Genomic DNA, 18,412 nt, shown 5'->3' on the forward strand with positions numbered 1-18,412 from the left:
ATGGCATTATTCCCACCTCAACCCAGTCAGCCTCCATCTGTTCAGCTCGGCAGGGACCGGCAGGTTCCGCCAATCAATCAGGATGACCTGCAACGTTGCCGTCAGTTGGCCGACCGGATCCGGACCCGCTTTTCAAGAACTCTGGTAGGTCAGGAGAACCTGCGCGAAGCCCTGATACTGACGTTGGTGGCCTCCGGACACATCCTGATCGAATCCGTACCCGGCCTGGCCAAGACCACTGCCGCCCAGACCCTGGCCACCTCGGTATCCGGCAGCTTCAAGCGGATCCAGTGCACACCCGACCTGATGCCCTCGGATCTGGTGGGCACCCAAATATACGACTTCTCCACACAGCGCTTCTCCACGCAGCTGGGCCCTATTCACGCCAACTTCGTTCTGCTGGACGAGATCAACCGCTCCAACGCCAAGACCCAGTCGGCCATGCTGGAGGCCATGGCCGAAGGCGCAACCACCATCGGCGGCGAGCGCATAGCCCTGCCTAGGCCTTTCATGGTGATCGCCACACAGAACCCCATCGAAGAGGAGGGCACCTACAATCTGCCTGAGGCCCAGATGGACCGATTCATGCTCAAGGCAGTCATGACTTATCCTGATGCCGACCAAGAGACCCGAATGCTACAGATGCTTACCATCCGCGGCACCGACATGCCCGAAAAGGACGATGGGGATGCCCTGACCATCGCTGATGCGGACTTTCTAAGGCAGAAGGCCCGGCAGGTCCACGTAGCACAGCCAATCATGCGATATGCAGTCGATCTGGCAGCCACCAGCCGGGGGGCAGGATCACGGCCCATCCAAGGGCTAGCCGAGCAGGTGAGGCTGGGAGCCAGTCCGCGCGCCTCCATCGCCCTAGTGCGCATCGGCCAGGCCAGAGCCCTGCTGACAGGCAGGGATTACGTCATTCCCGAGGACCTGAAAGACTGGGCCCATTCGGTGCTTCGCCACCGGATCCTCATGACCTTCGAGGCTCAGGCCGACGGCATCAGCAGCGACGATATCATCGACCAGATCGTCGACATGGTGCCAGTTCCATGATCCGTCGACGCCCGTATCGCGACCCGGTCCGCAGACGGATCGAGTCCTTGGACACCAGCCTCCGGCTTCCCACGGTACGCAGGGCCTTGGGCCTGTTGGAGGGCGAGCACTCCTCTGGCCGTCGCGGCGGCGGAGATGAGCGTGCCGACATACGCGCCTATGAGTTCGGAGACGAAACCCGCATGATCGACTGGCATGCCAGCGCACGGGTGGGTCGGCCCATGGTGGTGGAGCGCGAACGCCTGGTCACCAGCAAGGTCTGGCTGCTGCTGGATGTCGGCCGCGAAATGTCGGGAACATGCCCGGATGGGGAACAGGCCATTCAGGTAGCCGCCAATGCCCTGTGCATGTTCGCATCCCTCTGCCTGCGCCGCAGCGATGAGGTCGACCTGGTCCTGGTCGATTCATCCGCTATTCGCCGCATACCCTGCCAAGGCGGCTTTGCCCGATTCGAACAGACCCTGGACCGAGCTCTGGAATCGCCGCTGGATCAGCCACGCAACCTTGAAGCCCTATTGGGCTATGCCGCCGGCATCCAGGACCGTCAAGCCATGCTGGTCATCGCCACTGACCAGTCAGCATTGAACGTTGACCTGATGCCGACCATCCGCCGGTTGGCCACCACCCACCCCTTGAATCTCATCGGAGTGGAGACCATGAATCCCCTGCGCCAGCAGCCCGCAACGGGCTCAGTAACTGATGCCCCAACCGCACGGAAAATCCCGGCCTTCCTACGCACTGCGAATGGGACGCAGGCCGTGGACCTGCACAGGCGCTATCAGATCGAGGCATTTGAGAGGGAACTATCCCGGATCGGGGCCTCACTGATCCGGGCCGACTCCAGCACAGCCATGTTCAACAGGTTCATCCGCCTGCTTTCAGCCGGTCGACCGGGCATCCCCGAACAACGGACGGTGATGGCGGCATGAGCGATGTCGTCCTGATTCATCTTGCGTCTGATCATGGCCGACCCAAGGTCATGCCCGCTATGACCCAGCCCGCCTGGCTGCTGACACTGACGGCGATCGCCATCATAGCGACCTTGTCTCTGGCTACGGCTGCCCTTGTCCTGCCTAAGTTCCGTCATCAGCAGAGGGAGCATACGGTCCAGGCGAACTTCGACTCCCGCAATGCATGGCGTCAGCGGATCGATCAAGTGATGGACCAGTATGACAACGGCCGCATGAACCGCGACCAGGCCATGACGGCGCTGGCCGCTATAGCTCGTGGATTCGCCTCCCGTTCCTGGAACAGCGACATGAAGGCCAAGACTCTGGCTGAAATCAAGGCCCAGCCCCGCACGCCGGGCACCCGTCAGGGCCTTGACCTGCTTCGGCAGACCATAGATGCCCTTTATCCCCCTGAATTCGCTCTTCCCCGTGACAGCGCAGGAACCGACGCCACGGTGAATCAGGCAGCCGACTGGGTACGGGATCTCATTGAACGGTGGCCGCGATGAGCATAGGCAATCTGTTCTGGAGGTGGCCTTGGCTTCCGGTTCTGGCTTTGGTCCTGTCCCTGGTATTCGGCCTACTGGTTTGCCATATGGCGCATCGGCGTAAGCCGAATCAGGAAACGGGAGCCCGCGTCTGGACCTTGAAAAGCGACTTGGATACCGAGGATGGCCACGAAGCCCTGCGACGCTGGCGAGGGTTGAACCGCATCGCAGCAATCCTCCTCTGTCTAGCCCTGCTGATGGCTCTGAGCCTTGCTGCAAGGCCGGCCCGGGTAGATCGGACATTGGAGCGAGGTCATAACCGCGATATCGTCCTATGCCTGGATGTGTCCGGCTCCACCCTGCCCTACGACCGGCAGGTGATCGCCTCCTACCTTGATCTGGTCCGCAACTTCCGGGGCGAACGAATGGCTCTCAGCATCTTCAACTCCACCTCGCGCACCGTCTTCCCTCTAACCGACGACTATGACATGATCACCGCCGAATTGAGCAAGGCGCGGCGGATCCTGGACGGAGTTCAGTCTCAGGACCGCATCGACGCCATGAGCGGACGGCAGTATCAGGACATCAGCGATTGGCTGGAAGGCACGCAGAATCGCCGGGACACCACTTCCTTGATCGGCGACGGGCTGGTGGGCTGCGCTGCGCTCTTGCCGCAATTCGCTCCCAAGGACCAGAGCGGATCGACAAGGATCAACCAACGATCGAGCTCGCTGGTCCTGGCCACCGATAACGTGGTCTCCGGCAAACCCACATATACCTTGGGTGAAGCGCTCAAACTTGCCGCTGCTGCCGGAATTGCGGTGGATGGGCTTTATTCGGGTCCTGAGCAGGGCACCGAGGATGAGAGCACTAAGCAGATGCAGCAGCTGATCGAGGCCCATGGCGGCGTCTTCCTGCGACGGCAAGACGGGAACTCCATCAACGCGCTTGTCCGCCAAATTGAGTATCGACACGGAGCCGAACCCCGCCAGCAGGAGCAGTCCAGCCTGGTGGATGCACCCGGCTGGTGGACCCTGGCCCTGGCCCTGGCGCTGTCGGGTTATCTGCTCCTGGCCTGGAGGCTGAAGCGATGAACATACTCAAGTCCCTGACCTTCGAGCCTGCCTTGGGATGGATGGCCGGCGGCCTCCTGGCAGGCCTGCTGCTGCTCCTGGCCACTGCGCTGGTCATCCATGGACTGCGCAAGCGCGAGGATACGGACGCTGATCGCTGGGCCTTGGCTCGGCGCACCGCCATGGTCCTGATCCTGGCCCTCATGGTCCTGACCCCCAGCACGATCAGCAAAACCACCAATAAAGCAGTAAACGCCACTGATGTTTTCATTGCGGTCGACGTGACCGGATCCATGGCAGTCAAGGATGCTGGATATGGCGATCACGAAGGGATGAGCCGGCTGGAGGCAGCCCGGGCAGCCGTCCACGATCTGACAAGCATCTACCCGGATGCCTCCTTCTCCGCCATTAGCTTCGGCGCATCGGCCAGCGTCGATCTGCCCCTGACCCCCGATGTGCGGGCTGTGGACAATTGGGCCAGGGGGCTGACCACAGAACCCACATCCCGATCTTCCGGCTCCAGTCTAGATGCTCCGCTGAATCGTCTGAGCCTGATCTTGAAACAGACCAAGGACCGGCATCCTGACGATCGAATCCTGCTCTACCTGATCAGCGATGGCGAACAAACCGGGCCTGATGAGCGGCGATCCTTCAGCGTCCTCAGGGAAGGGCTGGACGAAGCCTTCATACTGGGAACCGGCTCAGCCAAAGGCGGCATGGTGCCCCTGAGCTCCGATGTCGGCGGCAGTGACGCTAACGGTTGGGTGACGGACCCCAGGACCGGCCAGCCGGGCATCTCTGCCATGGATGCGAAAACCCTCAAGGCCATGGCCGACGAGATGAGCGGCCACTACCAGGCCCTGGCCAAGGGGGCCACCGTGCGCGAGGGCGCTACGGCTGCGGCCTCCAAACGCTACCGGATGACCACGGTCGACCAGGTCCGCCTACATGTCACCCCGCTGGTCTGGCCGCTGGCACTGGTAGAGCTGCTCCTGATCCTGACCGAGGCAGGGCTCTGGATTCGCACTTCGAGGAGACTGCTATGAGTAGAAAGCCCAGGCAAGGCGCAAGAAGCGGACACGGCCTGCGGACGCGCCTGATTCTGGCTGGCTTGGCTTTGATCGCAGCCCTGGTCGGAACCTGGGGCCTGATCAACGTCAAAGCCATCGCCACCTATAACGAGGCTACGCGCATGCTGAGCACCAACGTCCGGCAGGCTCAAAACCCACAGGCCGATCCGGCATCCATCAAAGCCCTGCAGGAGCAGGCCGAACGGCTTTTCGCCCAGGTCGAACGACCAGGACCCCTGATTCTGCCACAGACCAGGCAAGCTGCCCAGGCCAACCGCGCTGCCAATGCTGCACTGACCAGCCGCACAGAGCGCCTGCTCAAGAAGCAGAAGGCCAAACAGGGCCAGAATGGACAGAACGGGTCCGGCAAGGGTTCCTCCTCAGGGCTGACCAAGCAGCAGGAGGCCGAGGTGGAGGATTTGCTTAGGCGCAACCAGCAACAGAGTGAACCATCCGCCTCTCCCACGCCGACAGAAACGGGGAACGACAACATAGGGCAGAAGAAGAACGTCAAACCCTGGTGACCGGCCGCGCATTAGCCTTTCGCATGAGTTTTTCACCGTGTCTTTTTCCCATGGATTCGTCCTAGGCAGACGAAGACTCCCGGCTATCACGCTTACGGGCTTAATGGTGAATTTATCCCCATCCAGTTGGAGCGGACATCATTCGACCACATAGTTCCATGGGAATCGTTGCAAGATGGCTGCCATGATGAAGTTGACACATGTATAGGTCATCCTCGTCACCACCCACCCTGGGTCCCTTCCTTGCTCAGCCGTCCTACCTTGCCGATCCAGACACGGCCCAAGCCTGCCCCTGCCATGCGCGAGCAGCCCGATGCCGAGCCATGCTGTCCGACATGGCGCAACAGTCACGAACAACTCTGGTCCACCTGAGCGAATTAGCCGATCAGGCTTTGAGGGTCGACTGGCAAGGGCGGGCCTCTGAGACCTATAGAACCCAGATACGGGCCATGGATGCCTTCTGTCAGGATCAGCGTATCCAGGCAGGACGCACACTGAACCTGATCGATCAAGAGTGTCGGCCTTGAGGCGGACGATCACCGCCGCCCCCGATGCCAACGGCTATACACGCACCGAGCTGGAGCACCTGACCGGTATGGCGGACCGGCTCAACCAGGCAGGGAGTGCCCTGGCCACCATGCAGTCCCAATGGATTCTTACTAATCAGGCCATTCGCAGAACCATGCCAGGACTACCGGCCCTCCCCTGCACCCAGGCTGCCACGCCGCAGCCGGGTCACGCCCATCTGCCTCTGGTTCTGATGGCGACCTTCTGCAACGACCAGGCACAGGCCTGCGAAGACCTGCGCACCCGGCTTCAGTCTGTGGCCGACCGGTTGACCAAGGCCTACGGGCTGTATTCACAGGCTGAATCATTCATGGAAAGGCTGATCGGCTCCCTGATGTCCAAGGCCTTTACGGTCTGTCAGCCTATTGCCCCGCTCATGCTGGGAACCGCTGGAATAGGACTGGGAGCAGCCAAACTGACCGGCCACTTGGATGCCTCGCAATTCCAGGAATTTCTGGAGACTACAGCTGGCATCCATCAACCCCTGCTGACAGCCGTGGCTTCCGGCCTGTCCTCGGACCACCATGATCCCATAGGAGGATTGGTCACAGGCCCGGGCCTGCTGGTGCCCTTGATACTTGATCATTTTCAGGGTGACCAAATAGCAATGGATCCTGTTCAGCCACAGGGCAAGGGCTTGGGCGAGGCTCATGACATTTCCAGCGCTCTGAGCAATCTGGAGACCTTAGGTTCCTGTCGTGATGGCATTCCCTATGCAACCGTCGCCGTACAACGCTATCAGGAAGCCGACGGCAAGGATCGCTGGCTGGTATACATACCAGGCACCAGCTCCCATCTGGACTCCCCTATCGGCTGGGCCCAGAACATCCAGCTCATGAGCGACAGGGCTTCAGTGCGCGACAGGGCGGCCTCTCTGCGTCTAGTGGACCAGGCCATGAGGGATGCAGGGGTGCGGCCAGACGACCCGGTCAGCCTGGTGGGCCATTCCCAGGGCGGCATCGTGGCCGCCACCATGGCCACGGATCTTTCGGACCGCTACCGCTTCGATCACATCGTGACTGTCGGATCGCCCATCGCCCACCGCCAGATAGGTTCAGACACCTGGGTCACCAGCGTTGAGATGCGTGAGGAGCTGGTCTCCAGCCTTGATGGAGCCGACAACCCCTCCCGACCCAATCAACTGACCATCAGAGGAAGAGCAGGCGGCCCTCCCCCTCCAGGAGGCAGTCAGACTGGCCGGACAGTGACCACTACCGGCCCCGGCAAGGAATCGACCCATGGCATGGCCTACCAGCATGCAGCCTGGAACGATGCCCGAGACCAGAACTCACCAGCAGTACGTCGTCAGGACGACCATTTCGCCCATGCCATCCGGGGCAATCTGCAAGAGACCCGCTACTACCGCGGCAGGCTGCGACGATGAGCTGGACACGCGCTCCGCCGGAAGCGCCCATGCCGGTTCCTGGTGGTTGGCCCGGTCGTCTAGGCTGGAGGCATGAACCTGAGCCGAATTATCCCAGTCATCCCCCTCAATCCCCTAGACGGACGTTATCGCAAACAGACCGCAGGACTGGTGGACTATCTGAGCGAAGCCGCCTTGAACCGCGAGCGCATGCGGGTCGAGGTCGAATGGATGATCATGCTGGCCAATGGCTACCAGGGAAATGGCCAGCACCCGGTTCTGCCGGGCGTAGATCCTCTGACTGAGACGGAACAGGCCTACCTGCGAGCCATCCCTGAGGATTTCGATGCCGATGGCATCGACGAACTGGCGGGTATCGAAGCCCAGACCCACCACGACGTCAAAGCTGTGGAATACTACATCGACCGCCGTCTTAAGGCTGCGGCCACAGCTCTTGGCCCCAAGGCCCAACTCCCTAGGCTGGCGCCCCTGGTCCACTTCGCCTGCACCAGCGAGGATATCAACAACCTGGCCTATGCCCGCTGCATCCGAGGCGGGGTCGAACAGGTCTGGCTCCCCAAGGCCGATCGGATTGAGGATCATCTGGCGGCTATGGCGGAACAATACCGGGATTTGCCCATGCTCGCCCTGACCCACGGCCAGCCGGCCACGCCCACCACCCTGGGCAAGGAGATGGCGGTCTATGTCCGCCGGCTGCATCGGCAGCTGAACAGAATCCGCAGTCAGGACTACATGGGCAAGATGAATGGTGCCACTGGAACGCTTGGCGCCCATATGGCCGCCCTGCCGCAAGTGGATTGGATCGATCTGACACGGACCTTCATCGTGGAGCGGATGGGCCTGGTCTGGAACCCGCTGACCACCCAGATCGAGTCCCACGACTGGCAGGCCGAGCTCTTCGGCAGCATCGCCCACCTGGGCCGAATCCTGCACAACCTGGCCGTGGATGTCTGGATGTACATCTCCCGTGGCGTCTTCGCCCAGGAACCTGTCAAAGGCGCAACAGGATCCAGCACCATGCCCCACAAGGTCAACCCCATACGCTTCGAGAACGCCGAAGCCAATCTGGAAATCTCAGGAGCTCTGCTGGACACCCTGGCCACCACTCTGACCGAAACCCGCTGGCAGCGGGACTTGACCGATTCCACCACTCAACGCAATATCGGTTCGGCCCTGGGCTATAGTCTGCTGGCTCTTGACAACCTGGACGGTGGCCTGCAGACCATCCACCCGGACAAGGCACTGATGGCCCACGAGCTGGATGGCAACTGGGAGGTCCTGGGCGAGCCCATACAGACGGCCATGAGGGCCGCTGGACTGGCCGGACGCTCAGGCATGGATCACCCATATGAGCAGGTCAAGGAGCTGATGCGGGGCAAGAGGATCGGTCGGGAGGATGTCGAGCACTTCATCGATGGCCTGGATCTGGACCAGGACACGACCAGTCGGCTCAAGGCCCTGACGCCGGCAACCTATACCGGCACAGCCGGAACCCTGGTGGACTTCGATCGCGACTGACCATGACCCCGTCCCAGTCGACCATCACCTCCGAGGACACCGATCCCGCCGACTCTGTGCAGGCAGACCAGGTCGTCATCCGTGATACCCCGCCCCGGCGGGTCCATGATGCCGAGGATCTGCTCCGAGCCTTGGCAGCTCTGATCCTGGGAATTCTAGTCACCCTGGCGGCGGTCTATCTGAAAGGCATAGCCGCAGGGGTCGAATCGGACATGCGCCAGGCCGGCAATGCCATGGATTGGCTCATGGACGTACCCACCGCCTTCCTTCAACAGGCAGTGACCGTGACCGTGGTTCTGGCCGTGCTTGTCCACCTGCTGATCAATAGGGAGTGGATCCAGGCCATCACTGCGCCCCTGGCCATGTTCCTAGGGTTTGGGCTGGTCCTGCTGACCTCGAACCTGATTCTGAAGGCGGGCAACCCGACCCTGATCGCCGCATTCAGTTCTCAGAACGCCATAGGTTCGCCCGTCCTGCTGCCTGACTTCTATGCTGGACTGGCAGCCTTCCTAAGCGCTGCAGGACCCCGTCGTCTGCGTAGCTCGGTCAAATGGGGATGGAACGCTCTATACATAGTGGCCGTCATCATGGTAGCCATATCCTCCAATTCGGCCAGCGGAGTCCTAGTCTCGCTGATCCTGGGACGGATCATGGGCATGGTGGTTCGATACGTGGCTGGCACACAGAACCAGGGCGCCTGGGGGCAGGCAGTGGTGCAAGCCATAGCCTCAATCGGCATCCACGCCGCGAGCCTGGAACGTCAGGATCTCAATCTGGACGCTGATGGACAGCCTCTGCCAGCCCTTGACGACGACCTTATCGAGGCCTCCCGCATCTACAAGGCTCATGACAGAAACGGCCGAACTTACACGGTGTCGGTCATGGACGGCCAGCTGCACACCATAGGCTATCTGATGCAGCTCTGGCAGTGGATCAAGCTGTCCGGAGTCTCCATGCGCCGGGACCGGTCGGTCAGAAACTCTATGCAACACCACATGGCCATGCTCACTGAGTTACGGGATCTGGGACTGACTGCCCTTCACCCCTATGGCCTGGCAGAGAGTGCCGAATCCTCAATTCTGGTTTTGGAGGATGACGTCCATCTTAGGCCCCTGGAACCCGGAAGCCTGGACACGGACAGAGCCAAGCAGCTGATGGATTACCTTCGCCGGGCCAACGAGCGCGGCTTTACCCACCGCCGCATCCGACCAGAAACCCTAGCCATGGACCAGTCAGGCTCCGTGGTCATCGCCGGCTGGGAGAATGGCGACAGCGCCAGCTCCCAGGCCAACATCGCCCTGGACCGGATCCAGCTTCTCGCCCTGATAGCCACGATGATCGGCGTGGATCAAGCCATCACAGCCGCCCGTGCCTCCTGGGGGGGCAAGACACTGGCGGGACTGTCGCCATTCTGCCAGCTGGTGGCCATTCCTGCGCAGACTCAGGCCCTGCCCGGCTGGGATCGACAGCTTCTGACTGACCTGCGCAAACATCTGCAGACCTTGGCTCCACCTGAGTCGGTGGCTGAGACCGGCCAGGTAACCCTCTCGCGCTTCAGTCTGCGCAGCTTCGTAGCCCTGGCCCTGTTGGTAGTTGCTGTTGCCGTCATCATCACCCAGTTCAACCTGCCGCAGGTCATCAGTGCAGTCCGCAATGCCAACCCTTGGATGGCTGGACTCTCTTTCCTGCTGGGGTCACTGTCCTGGGTGGGCTGCGCCATCACCCTAGGAGTCTTCATCAACCCGGCCAGGCGCGACTTCAAGGGCATCTTCCTGTCCCAGGTCGCCTCCTCGTTCACCTCGGTCTCCATGCCCGCCGGCGTGGGGCCAGCATTCGTCAATCTGCAGTTCCTGCGACGGGACGGTTATGACAACACCATGGCCACGGCCATCATGAGCGCAGTGGTGGCCGTGCAGTTTGCGACCACCTTCTGCCTGCTGATCGTCATCGGGCTGTTTACCGGGCGCAACACCCTTTCCGGGATGATCCCCACCAACACCCTGGTCATCGTCATCGGGACGGTGGCCATCATCGCAGCCCTGATCATGGCCGTGCCTTACACGAGACGGTTGGTCATGGAGCGGCTGATGCCTATCGTAACCTCCTACGCCCGCCACCTTGTGGAGATTCTGACTCAGCCCAGGCAGCTAGTGGTGGCCGTCCTTGGAGCCGTGCTGCAGTCAGCCGCCCTAGGCATGAGTTTCTGGGCCGCCCTGATGGCCTTCGGCTGCCGGACCAACGTTTTCGAGACCACCTTCGTCTTCCTCCTGGCCAACACGCTAGGCTCAGCTGTCCCCACACCAGGCGGCCTGGGTGCCATAGAAGCGGTGCTCTTCTCTGCCTTCCGCCTGGCTGGCGTTCCATCGGGCGTGGCCATCTCGGCCACTCTGGTCTTCCGAGTAGCCACCTACTGGCTGCGCATCCCTCTGGGAGCCTTGGCCATGCGCTGGCTGAGCAGCCACAATCGCATTTGAAGGGCCCCTCGGGCAGTCTCTATCCCAAGGAGCTCAAAAATCACATGACGAAATGTCGGAAACCCCCGGAAAATGCGGTATTTGGGCCTAACCTGCGCTAATATCGGTCATTGACCGTTGGGCTTTCCCCAATCAAGCAGTGGGAGGCCCCCGAAAGAAGGATATTCTATGGCATACAACAAGTCTGATCTCGTGTCGAAGATCGCGCAGAAGTCCAACCTGACCAAGGCTCAGGCGGAGGCTGCCGTCAACGCCTTTCAGGACGTCTTCGTCGAGGCCATGAAGTCCGGCGAGGGTCTGAAGCTGACCGGTCTGTTCTCGGCCGAGCGCGTTAAGCGTGCCGCCCGCACAGGCCGCAACCCTCGCACCGGTGAGACCATCAAGATTCCGGCCAGCTATGGCGTGCGCATCTCTGCAGGTTCGCTCCTGAAGAAGGCCGTTGCCAACAAGAAGTGAAGCAAGCCTCTTCGCAAGGGCCTCGGCATCCATTCACGGATGCCGAGGCCCTTCCTTTTCCAGTAGATCCGACGATTGGCCGCCGCTGCAGACCGGACCCTATTTACGCGGCTCTGTGCCATCTTTCAGGAAATCCATCAGTGAGCGGTAACGGGGTGGGCCCAGATAGTCGAGGGGATCAGGCAGGTTCACCTCAACTCGACGTGAACCGCCCAGGACCAAGTGGCTCCAGTCGCATGACCATGAGCGTGTTCCCTGATCTGCGGCACGGACGAAGTCGCCACGCAGACGGGCCCGGGTATCCTCTGGAGGTCGGTCCATGGCGCGCCTCACCTCGGAGTCGTTGACCGGCGATTGCATGAGCCCATGCCTGACCAGACCGGGGTAGGCTCGTCCCGCGCTGAGATCGTGATAGTCCAGGTCCAGGGCATCGGCCAGAGCCCGTCCGGCGCCTCGTCGACTCAAGCCCTGGAGCAGCCGCAGCTTGGCTGCCCAGTCCACCCAGTCAGCCAAATCCTGCCAACGCCCTGCGTCCAACGCATCCAAGGCAGTCCTCCAAAGTTGAAGAACACGCAGGGCCTGGGGCCGACCGATTCCCGTATCCTCCTGCTGATCCAACAAGGTCTTGCAGGCCGACCAATAGGCCTCTTGCAGACTCAGAGCGCTGATGCCGCCGGTCTTCGTGGAAGCCTGCAGCTCCAAAGTGACGCGCCCGGTCCGGTCACGGCTGACGGCTCGTACAGCCGCACGTGGATCAGCTAGGGCCCAGTCGGCCAGGTCAGGCTGTCGGCCTTGGCGACAGGCTTGCTCGATCAGGTTCAAAACCAAGTGGGTGCTAGCCATCTTGAACCAAGTGGCCAGCGGCGACCGGTTGGTATCCCCTACGATCACATGCAGACGCCGCCATCGTTCGGGATCAGCCAGAGGCTCGTCACGGGTGTTGACCATGGGACGGGCACGGGTGGTGGCCGAGGAGACCGCCTCATCCAGGAAGTCGGCCCGCTGGCTGAGCTGGAACCCATCGGGGCTCAGGCGACCCGCTCCGGTGATCAGCTGTCGGGTGACGAGAAAAGGGACCAGACAGGCTTTAATCATGTCCAAGGGGACTCGACGGTCCAGCAGGTAGTTCTCATGGCAGCCGAAGGCATGACCTTGGGCATCCACGTTGTTGGCAAAGACATGAACCCTCACAGGCCTGCCCAGATCCTCCGCAAGGCGCATCTGAGCGCGCCTTGCAAGGCCGGTCATCATCCGCTCACCGGCCAGCACCTGCGTCAGCGCCGTCAGCGGATCACGGGCCTCTGCAGTGGCATACTCCGGGTGAGAGCCCACGTCCAAGTAGAGTCGGGCGCCGTTGGACAGATAGACATTGGTGGACCCGCGCCTATCAATCAGCGGACGAAACATGGCCATGGCCACCCTGCCGGCAGCATAAGGGCCGCTGACACCGGTCAGGCTCAGCCCATACTCGGTCTCGATGCCGAATATCCTGTGAAAGTCTGAGCCTGTCCCCTGCCCGCCCCCATGAATCACTGGCCGCCCTTCTGAACGAAGCCCTGCACATACTCCTTGGCGTTGGTCTCAAGAGTGGTCTCGATGTCATCCAGGACAGCATCGAGATCAGACTCAGCTGCCTGGTCCTGTTCACGTGCACCGGTCTGTGGCAGATCCTCTTCCTGCTCCTGTTGCTGCCCGACGGTCATGCGCCGTCCTTGCTGAGATGCCTCAGCCATGGTCGTTCTCCTTCCCGGCGCGGATCAGCGCCCGATGAGATAAGCGTTCAGATCCTCCGCAATGAGCCCGTTGGTGGCCACCACGTCGTTCCTGCCCTCCCAGCGCACATGCCCGCCGTCCCAGCGCCAGAGGGTGCCCTTGGCCTCACGGACCACGACAGCCGCCGCAGAGACTGCAGGGATGTCCCAGGAATGCAGAGCCGGTTCGAAGTAGGCATCATAACTGCCGTCCGCCACCCGGCACAAATCCAGCGAAACCGGGCCGACGCGCTTGATGTCGGCAGGCTTGCCGGCCATGCGCGAAACGATCTGCAGAACCTTTTCGGACTCGTTGGGGAAGTAGGACATGCCGAAGCTGACTACTGATCCATTCAGGGAGGTCATAGTGGAGGGAATGATCTTCTCACGTTTGTCGCCCACGATGGTACGTCGGATTCTGATGGCGCCCTCCCCCTTGGCGGCCAGATAGGTCAGGCCCAGCACCGGCGCATGGACGATGCCCAGGACCGGTGAAGCGTGATCCTTCTCATCCACGGCGAACAGGGAGATCGTCAGCGTCCATTCGGCCATGTTGCGCACATAGTTGACCGGGCCGTCGATATGGCCCAGGCACCAATAGCGGCCGCCTGGACAGCGGTTGCCGGCCTCTTCCTCCCAGAAGCCATCCATAGGGTCCAGGGCAGCGATCTTGGTCCGGCAGTAACGGATCAGACGTGTATCGATATCCGGCGTGAACTGAGTGCCCTGGCCGATGGCCAAGGTGGAGCGTGGATCGTGAGGGTTGATCTGGTCCTGGAGGGCATGACGGCCGGCCTCCACAGCGATGGTGGCGGCCTGCATGGCCAACTCGCGCAATTCCATACTTCTCTTCTCTTTCAAACGGGCGGTCTAGGCATTATCGACCGTGGCCCACCGGTGGTCGTCAGGTCGAGTATCGAACTATTCCATGCGCTATCAGCAGTATATGTCGCAGTCGTCCCGGATGGAGGCCCGTGTGTGCCCCAGCGGATCAGACAGATCCACAATCCTGGTCCTACGCTCCTCATCCGGCCCCTGCTCCTCAAGAATGACCCTACTCCAGGAGACGGCTCTGACCTCAGTAGGGCAACGGTGGAGCAGCAGGGAACGGCACCAGGCTCGGGTCTGCTCCGGCCCTCGGTCCATGGCCCTGACGACCTGGTCGGGATTGGCCAGCCGCAAAACGGATCCTCTGAGTCGCCAAGGCAAATCACGGCCGGGAACCACCCGCGCCCAAGCCAGATCCAGGGCCGCCAGCCGAGGATCCGACCAATCCGGTATGACTCGGCGACGACGCAGTCGCTCCAAGAGCTGCCATTTGAGCAGCCATTCCAATCTGCCTGCCTGATCCTGCATGGCCAGACGGGCATCATCGTCGCCCGAACGCACTGCAGCCAGATCCTCGAGCACCTGCTTCCAGAGGTTCAGAACCCGGTTGTCAGTAAGTTCGGACCGGTTGATATCCCGTCTGGCCTGGCGGACCGCATCCAGCAATGCCTTCTGGATGGTCAGCGCATCGGCACATCCTCCGTTTGCCAAGGCCAGCGGCTTTGTCAGGGTGGCATCTCGCGAAACCGTGTGCAGGGCCGATACCGGATCATCCAGCGTCCAGCGATCCAGCAGTTCATCGACCTGACCGGTCGAATCGCCCTCGGACTCCAGGAGCCCCAGCAGCAGATCAGTGGTCCCCAACTTGAGGACCAAGGGCGCGTCCAGCCGATTGGCATCGCCCACAATCACATGAAGACGGCGGCTGCCCGGACCTGCATGTGACTCATCCCTGGTATTGATGATCGGCCGCCCGAAGGTGGTTTGCAGTCCAATGCGGCTGGTCAGATAGTCGGCGCGCTGGCTAAGCTGAAAGCCGGCCTCTTCGCTCCTGGGTCCTAGACCCACTCTTCCCGAGCCGGTGTAGATCTGCCGGGTGACGAAGTGAATGGTCATCAGGGCCGCTACCCTGGCGAAGGGCACGGCCCTGTCCATAAGATAGTTCTCATGGGATCCCCAGGCCGCACCCTTGCCGTCTACATTGTTCTTGTAGAGGGCCAGGCCTCCGGCCCTGCCAGCGGCCTCAGCCATCATCCGATCGCCCGCGCGGTCCTGGACCAGCGCATCGAAGGCATTCACCGTTTCCGCCGAGGCATACTCAGGATGGGCATGATCCACATAAATCCGCGCGCCATTGGGAGCTGCCACATCGATCAGCCGGGCCTCGGGCGCATCAGTGAGCATGCTCGGAGCGGCAGCGGAACGTGGCAGCCGACCTCCCCTGGCGTCATTGACCGGATCCTCACTCCCATAGTCCCAACGGATGTGAGCCAAGTCCGGCTCAGCGGCAGCCCTCACCAGACGCAGAGCCAGCGTACGTGGATCAGCGCCTGGATCCTTGGGGTCGTCAATGGCATACTCCGTCTCGGTGCCCATGACCCGCCCTGTACTCATGACTGGCCCTCGGACCCGTCGACTGGGCGAACCTCCTGAACCTGCCCCGGGCGTAGTCCAGCCAGATCGGCCCAACGATCCGGGTCCTGGCCGCAAAGCTCCTCCAGAGTGTCCTGATATTGCCCACTGACCGCTCTCATGCAGAGCTCACGGTCAAGCCCCACCTGTCGACCCTGTTCGATTGAGGCCTTGACCGCCATGGTCTTGACCCGATCAACGAGGTTATGCAGCATAGCACCCGAGACCACAGACTCCAGGTAGAGAGGCTGCCAGCGGCCTGAGGCATCCATGATCCTGCCCAGCAGGTGGTCATTATCCCGGGTGAAAAGCCCGTCGACCAGCACCTGGATCAGATCCTCCGGCCCGGCACCATCCTCCATGGGCATATCTGAGCCCAAATATTTGCCCAGGATGGCTGCCGACCTGGTCCTGTCGGGCCGGTCGATGCGGATCTTGACATCCAGCCTCCCTGGGCGCAGAACCGCCGGGTCGATCATGTCAATGCGGTTGGAAGCGCCGATGACCATGACCTGATCCAGGGACTCAACACCGTCCAGCTCTGTCAGAAACTGGGGGACGATTGTCGTCTCCACATCCGACGAGATGCCCGATCCGCGAGTGCGGAGCAAGGCATCCATCTCGTCGATGAAAACCACCACCGGTCCACCCTGGCCTGCCAGACCGCGGGCGCGTGCGAACAGACGGCGGATCAGACGTTCTGACTCGCCCACGAACTTGTTGAGCACTTCTGGGCCCTTGACCGACAGGAAGACCCCGTGACCGTCGCTCTCCTGAGCCAGGGCGCGGGCCAGGGCCTTGGCGATCATGGTCTTGCCATTGCCAGGCGGCCCATAGAGCAGAACACCCTTGGGGGCCTGGAGCCCATAACGACGCATCAGACCGGCATGCTGGAAGGGCAGCTGGACTGCATCGCGGATACGCTCGATCTGCCTGTCCAAGCCGCCAATATTCGAGAAATCCACGTCAGGAGTCTCCTCCAGCAACATGTCGGCCTGATCAGACTCAGACAGAACGGCGAGGGCCAAAGAGCAGCTTTCGTCCATAAGCAAGGCGCTGCCCGCTTCGATCGGCTGGTTCTGCAGAGATCCTGCTCGTGCAGCGACGCGGGTCTGCCCGGAAGGATCCTCCACCAGCAGAGCACCGGATTCCAAGGTCTGCCGAAGCATGCGGACCTGCCCGGTCACCGGCTGATCGCCTACGCGCACCACTACCATATCGGCGTTGAGCAGAACCTCCTGTCCAGCCCTGATCCGTTCAGCTTGGATATCGGGCGCCAAGGGCACCACCATCCGCCTGGAGCCGTTCAGAATCAGCAGGCGGGCCTGCTGCACACCCTGACTGTCATAGGCGACAGAATCCACGCCCAGAGCGAGAGCGAGCGTCAAGGGCGGTTGAGCCAACTGGGCCAACTGACTCTTGGCCTTGGACAGCTCTTTAGCAGCTCTGGTCAGCGCCGCAGCCAAAGCACGGCTGCGCCGGTCCTCGGCCTGACCTAGGTCATTAGCTGGTTCAGTGCCGCTGGCTTGCTCATCGTCAGCATAATCGGCATCATCGGACTGCATGGCTTCCCTCCTTTGTCCATCCCCTGGAATCACAGCCCGGACAGAGCGGTTTGCCGGGCGAAGGGGCTCAACTGCAGCGGGCCCCATCCTCCAAACGAGCTCCACGAGCCCAGTCCGTGGCCTTCATGGCGCGCTTGCCGGCAGCCTTGACCATCTGAAGCTCCAAAGGCAGGGTCTTGGTGCCAACCCAGAGGTGACGACGACCCATAGCCAACCGGCCTGGCTCAAGATGCTCCGGAAGATCGGATTCGTCCCCTCGAGCGGGTGCCGCCATGAGCACGCTCAGTCCTGTCTGTCTGTCCTGAAGATCATCGCCCCGCTGGAACAGGCACCAGGCTCCCGGTTCCGGGCTGCAGGCCCGGACCTGCCGATCCAAGGCGAAGACGGGTACATCGAAACGCATGCGAGCATCCTCATGGGTGATTTTAGCGGCTACCTGGTAGGCGCCATGCGTCTGCTCCTTGGGTTGAATCCGGCCTTCCGAAAGGGCCTCCAGGCTGGCAGCCAGCAGGTGGGATCCATCCTCGGCCAACCGATCCAGCAGCTCGCCCGCGGTCTCGTGCGGACCGATTTCCACTGTGGACTGAGCCAGGATGGGGCCTTCATCCATCCCAGCCGTCAGGCGGAAAACCGTGGCACCAGTGATGGTATCCCCAGCCCATATGGCCCGCTGGACCGGAGCTGCCCCCCGCCACTGCGGCAGTAAAGAGAAGTGCAAGTTGTACCATCCGCCTTCCAAGGCATCCAGGACCGACTGGCGCAGGATCCGCCCGTAAGCCACCACGGCAGCACAGCGGGCACCAGTATCCTGCAGCCGCGCCAGAAAATCCGGGTCGGAGGGGTTGTCCTCAAGAACGGGGATCCCCAGCTTCAGGGCCTCAGTCTTGACTGGGCTGGGCTGCAGATGCCTTCCACGCCCCTGAGGCGCGTCGGGTCTGGTGAGCACGGCAGCAACCCGGAAATGCTCGTGATCGGCCGCCAGCAATCTCAGAGATGGCAAGGCAACCTGGGGTGTGCCCGCAAACAGCAATGTCATGACCATATCGGCAATCTCCTTTTCATCTGACGGCTTTGGG

At 61.7% G+C, this 18,412-nt stretch carries 17 protein-coding genes; 11 read left to right on the forward strand and 6 right to left on the reverse strand.

What is annotated here, in order from left to right; translation table 11 throughout:
• The 11 genes from DKK75_RS05005 (at position 1) to DKK75_RS05055 (ending at position 11,560) form a co-directional block, all read left to right on the forward strand.
• Positions 1–1,056, forward strand: a complete 1,056-nt coding sequence (locus DKK75_RS05005) for an AAA family ATPase (RefSeq protein WP_110452549.1) — start codon at positions 1–3, stop codon at positions 1,054–1,056.
• Complete coding sequence (locus DKK75_RS05010) at positions 1,053–1,985, forward strand: DUF58 domain-containing protein (RefSeq protein ID WP_110452366.1); 933 nt, start codon at positions 1,053–1,055, stop codon at positions 1,983–1,985. Before DKK75_RS05005 ends, DKK75_RS05010 begins: the two co-directional genes overlap by 4 nt.
• Entirely contained in the window at positions 1,982–2,515 is a 534-nt protein-coding gene (locus tag DKK75_RS05015; RefSeq protein WP_110452367.1) for a hypothetical protein, read from the forward strand. Before DKK75_RS05010 ends, DKK75_RS05015 begins: the two co-directional genes overlap by 4 nt.
• The gene (locus DKK75_RS05020; protein WP_110452368.1) at positions 2,512–3,588 is read left to right on the forward strand and encodes a vWA domain-containing protein; all 1,077 of its coding nucleotides are present in this window, start codon (positions 2,512–2,514) and stop codon (positions 3,586–3,588) included. The genes DKK75_RS05015 and DKK75_RS05020 overlap by 4 nt, the downstream gene beginning before the upstream one ends.
• Complete coding sequence (locus tag DKK75_RS05025; protein ID WP_110452369.1) at positions 3,585–4,613, forward strand: vWA domain-containing protein; 1,029 nt, start codon at positions 3,585–3,587, stop codon at positions 4,611–4,613. The genes DKK75_RS05020 and DKK75_RS05025 overlap by 4 nt, the downstream gene beginning before the upstream one ends.
• Positions 4,610–5,161: a DUF6466 family protein gene (locus tag DKK75_RS05030; protein WP_110452370.1), complete on the forward strand. Its 552-nt coding sequence runs from the start codon at positions 4,610–4,612 to the stop codon at positions 5,159–5,161. The genes DKK75_RS05025 and DKK75_RS05030 overlap by 4 nt, the downstream gene beginning before the upstream one ends.
• Before the next feature lie 335 nt (positions 5,162–5,496).
• Positions 5,497–5,688: a hypothetical protein gene (locus tag DKK75_RS05035; protein WP_146208613.1), complete on the forward strand. Its 192-nt coding sequence runs from the start codon at positions 5,497–5,499 to the stop codon at positions 5,686–5,688.
• Complete coding sequence (locus DKK75_RS05040) at positions 5,685–7,112, forward strand: PGAP1-like alpha/beta domain-containing protein (RefSeq protein ID WP_146208614.1); 1,428 nt, start codon at positions 5,685–5,687, stop codon at positions 7,110–7,112. The genes DKK75_RS05035 and DKK75_RS05040 overlap by 4 nt, the downstream gene beginning before the upstream one ends.
• A gap of 72 nt (positions 7,113–7,184) precedes the next feature.
• On the forward strand, positions 7,185–8,630 hold the full coding sequence (purB, locus tag DKK75_RS05045) for an adenylosuccinate lyase (protein WP_110452373.1): 1,446 nt from the start codon (positions 7,185–7,187) through the stop codon (positions 8,628–8,630).
• Between the two features lie 2 nt (positions 8,631–8,632).
• Positions 8,633–11,104: a lysylphosphatidylglycerol synthase transmembrane domain-containing protein gene (locus DKK75_RS05050; protein ID WP_110452374.1), complete on the forward strand. Its 2,472-nt coding sequence runs from the start codon at positions 8,633–8,635 to the stop codon at positions 11,102–11,104.
• 168 nt (positions 11,105–11,272) lie between these two features.
• Complete coding sequence (locus DKK75_RS05055; protein WP_110452375.1) at positions 11,273–11,560, forward strand: HU family DNA-binding protein; 288 nt, start codon at positions 11,273–11,275, stop codon at positions 11,558–11,560.
• Between the two features lie 99 nt (positions 11,561–11,659).
• On the opposite strand, the gene DKK75_RS05060 is transcribed toward DKK75_RS05055, so the two are convergent.
• The 6 genes from DKK75_RS05060 to fmt form a co-directional block, all read right to left on the reverse strand.
• A complete protein-coding gene (locus DKK75_RS05060) occupies positions 11,660–13,093 on the reverse strand; it encodes a proteasome accessory factor PafA2 family protein (RefSeq protein ID WP_110452376.1) in 1,434 nt (477 codons plus the stop codon).
• The gene (locus tag DKK75_RS05065; protein WP_258333177.1) at positions 13,090–13,263 is read right to left on the reverse strand and encodes a ubiquitin-like protein Pup; all 174 of its coding nucleotides are present in this window, start codon (positions 13,261–13,263) and stop codon (positions 13,090–13,092) included. Before DKK75_RS05065 ends, DKK75_RS05060 begins: the two co-directional genes overlap by 4 nt.
• Positions 13,264–13,317: 54 nt before the next feature.
• Entirely contained in the window at positions 13,318–14,154 is an 837-nt protein-coding gene (locus tag DKK75_RS05070; RefSeq protein WP_110452378.1) for an inositol monophosphatase family protein, read from the reverse strand.
• Between the two features lie 93 nt (positions 14,155–14,247).
• On the reverse strand, positions 14,248–15,753 hold the full coding sequence (dop, locus tag DKK75_RS05075) for a depupylase/deamidase Dop (RefSeq protein WP_110452379.1): 1,506 nt from the start codon (positions 15,751–15,753) through the stop codon (positions 14,248–14,250).
• Positions 15,750–17,336, reverse strand: coding sequence for a proteasome ATPase (gene arc, locus DKK75_RS05080; protein WP_110452380.1), 1,587 nt, complete (start codon positions 17,334–17,336; stop codon positions 15,750–15,752). The genes dop and arc overlap by 4 nt, the downstream gene beginning before the upstream one ends.
• A 67-nt stretch (positions 17,337–17,403) precedes the next feature.
• Positions 17,404–18,378 carry a methionyl-tRNA formyltransferase gene (gene fmt / locus DKK75_RS05085; RefSeq protein WP_110452381.1) on the reverse strand — a complete coding sequence of 325 codons (975 nt, stop codon included), beginning with the start codon at positions 18,376–18,378 and terminating at the stop codon, positions 17,404–17,406.
• Positions 18,379–18,412: the final 34 nt, after the last annotated feature.

It is taken from the genome of Bifidobacterium asteroides, assembly GCF_003202695.1.
GTDB classification, from domain to species: Bacteria; Actinomycetota; Actinomycetes; order Actinomycetales; family Bifidobacteriaceae; genus Bombiscardovia; species Bombiscardovia asteroides_G.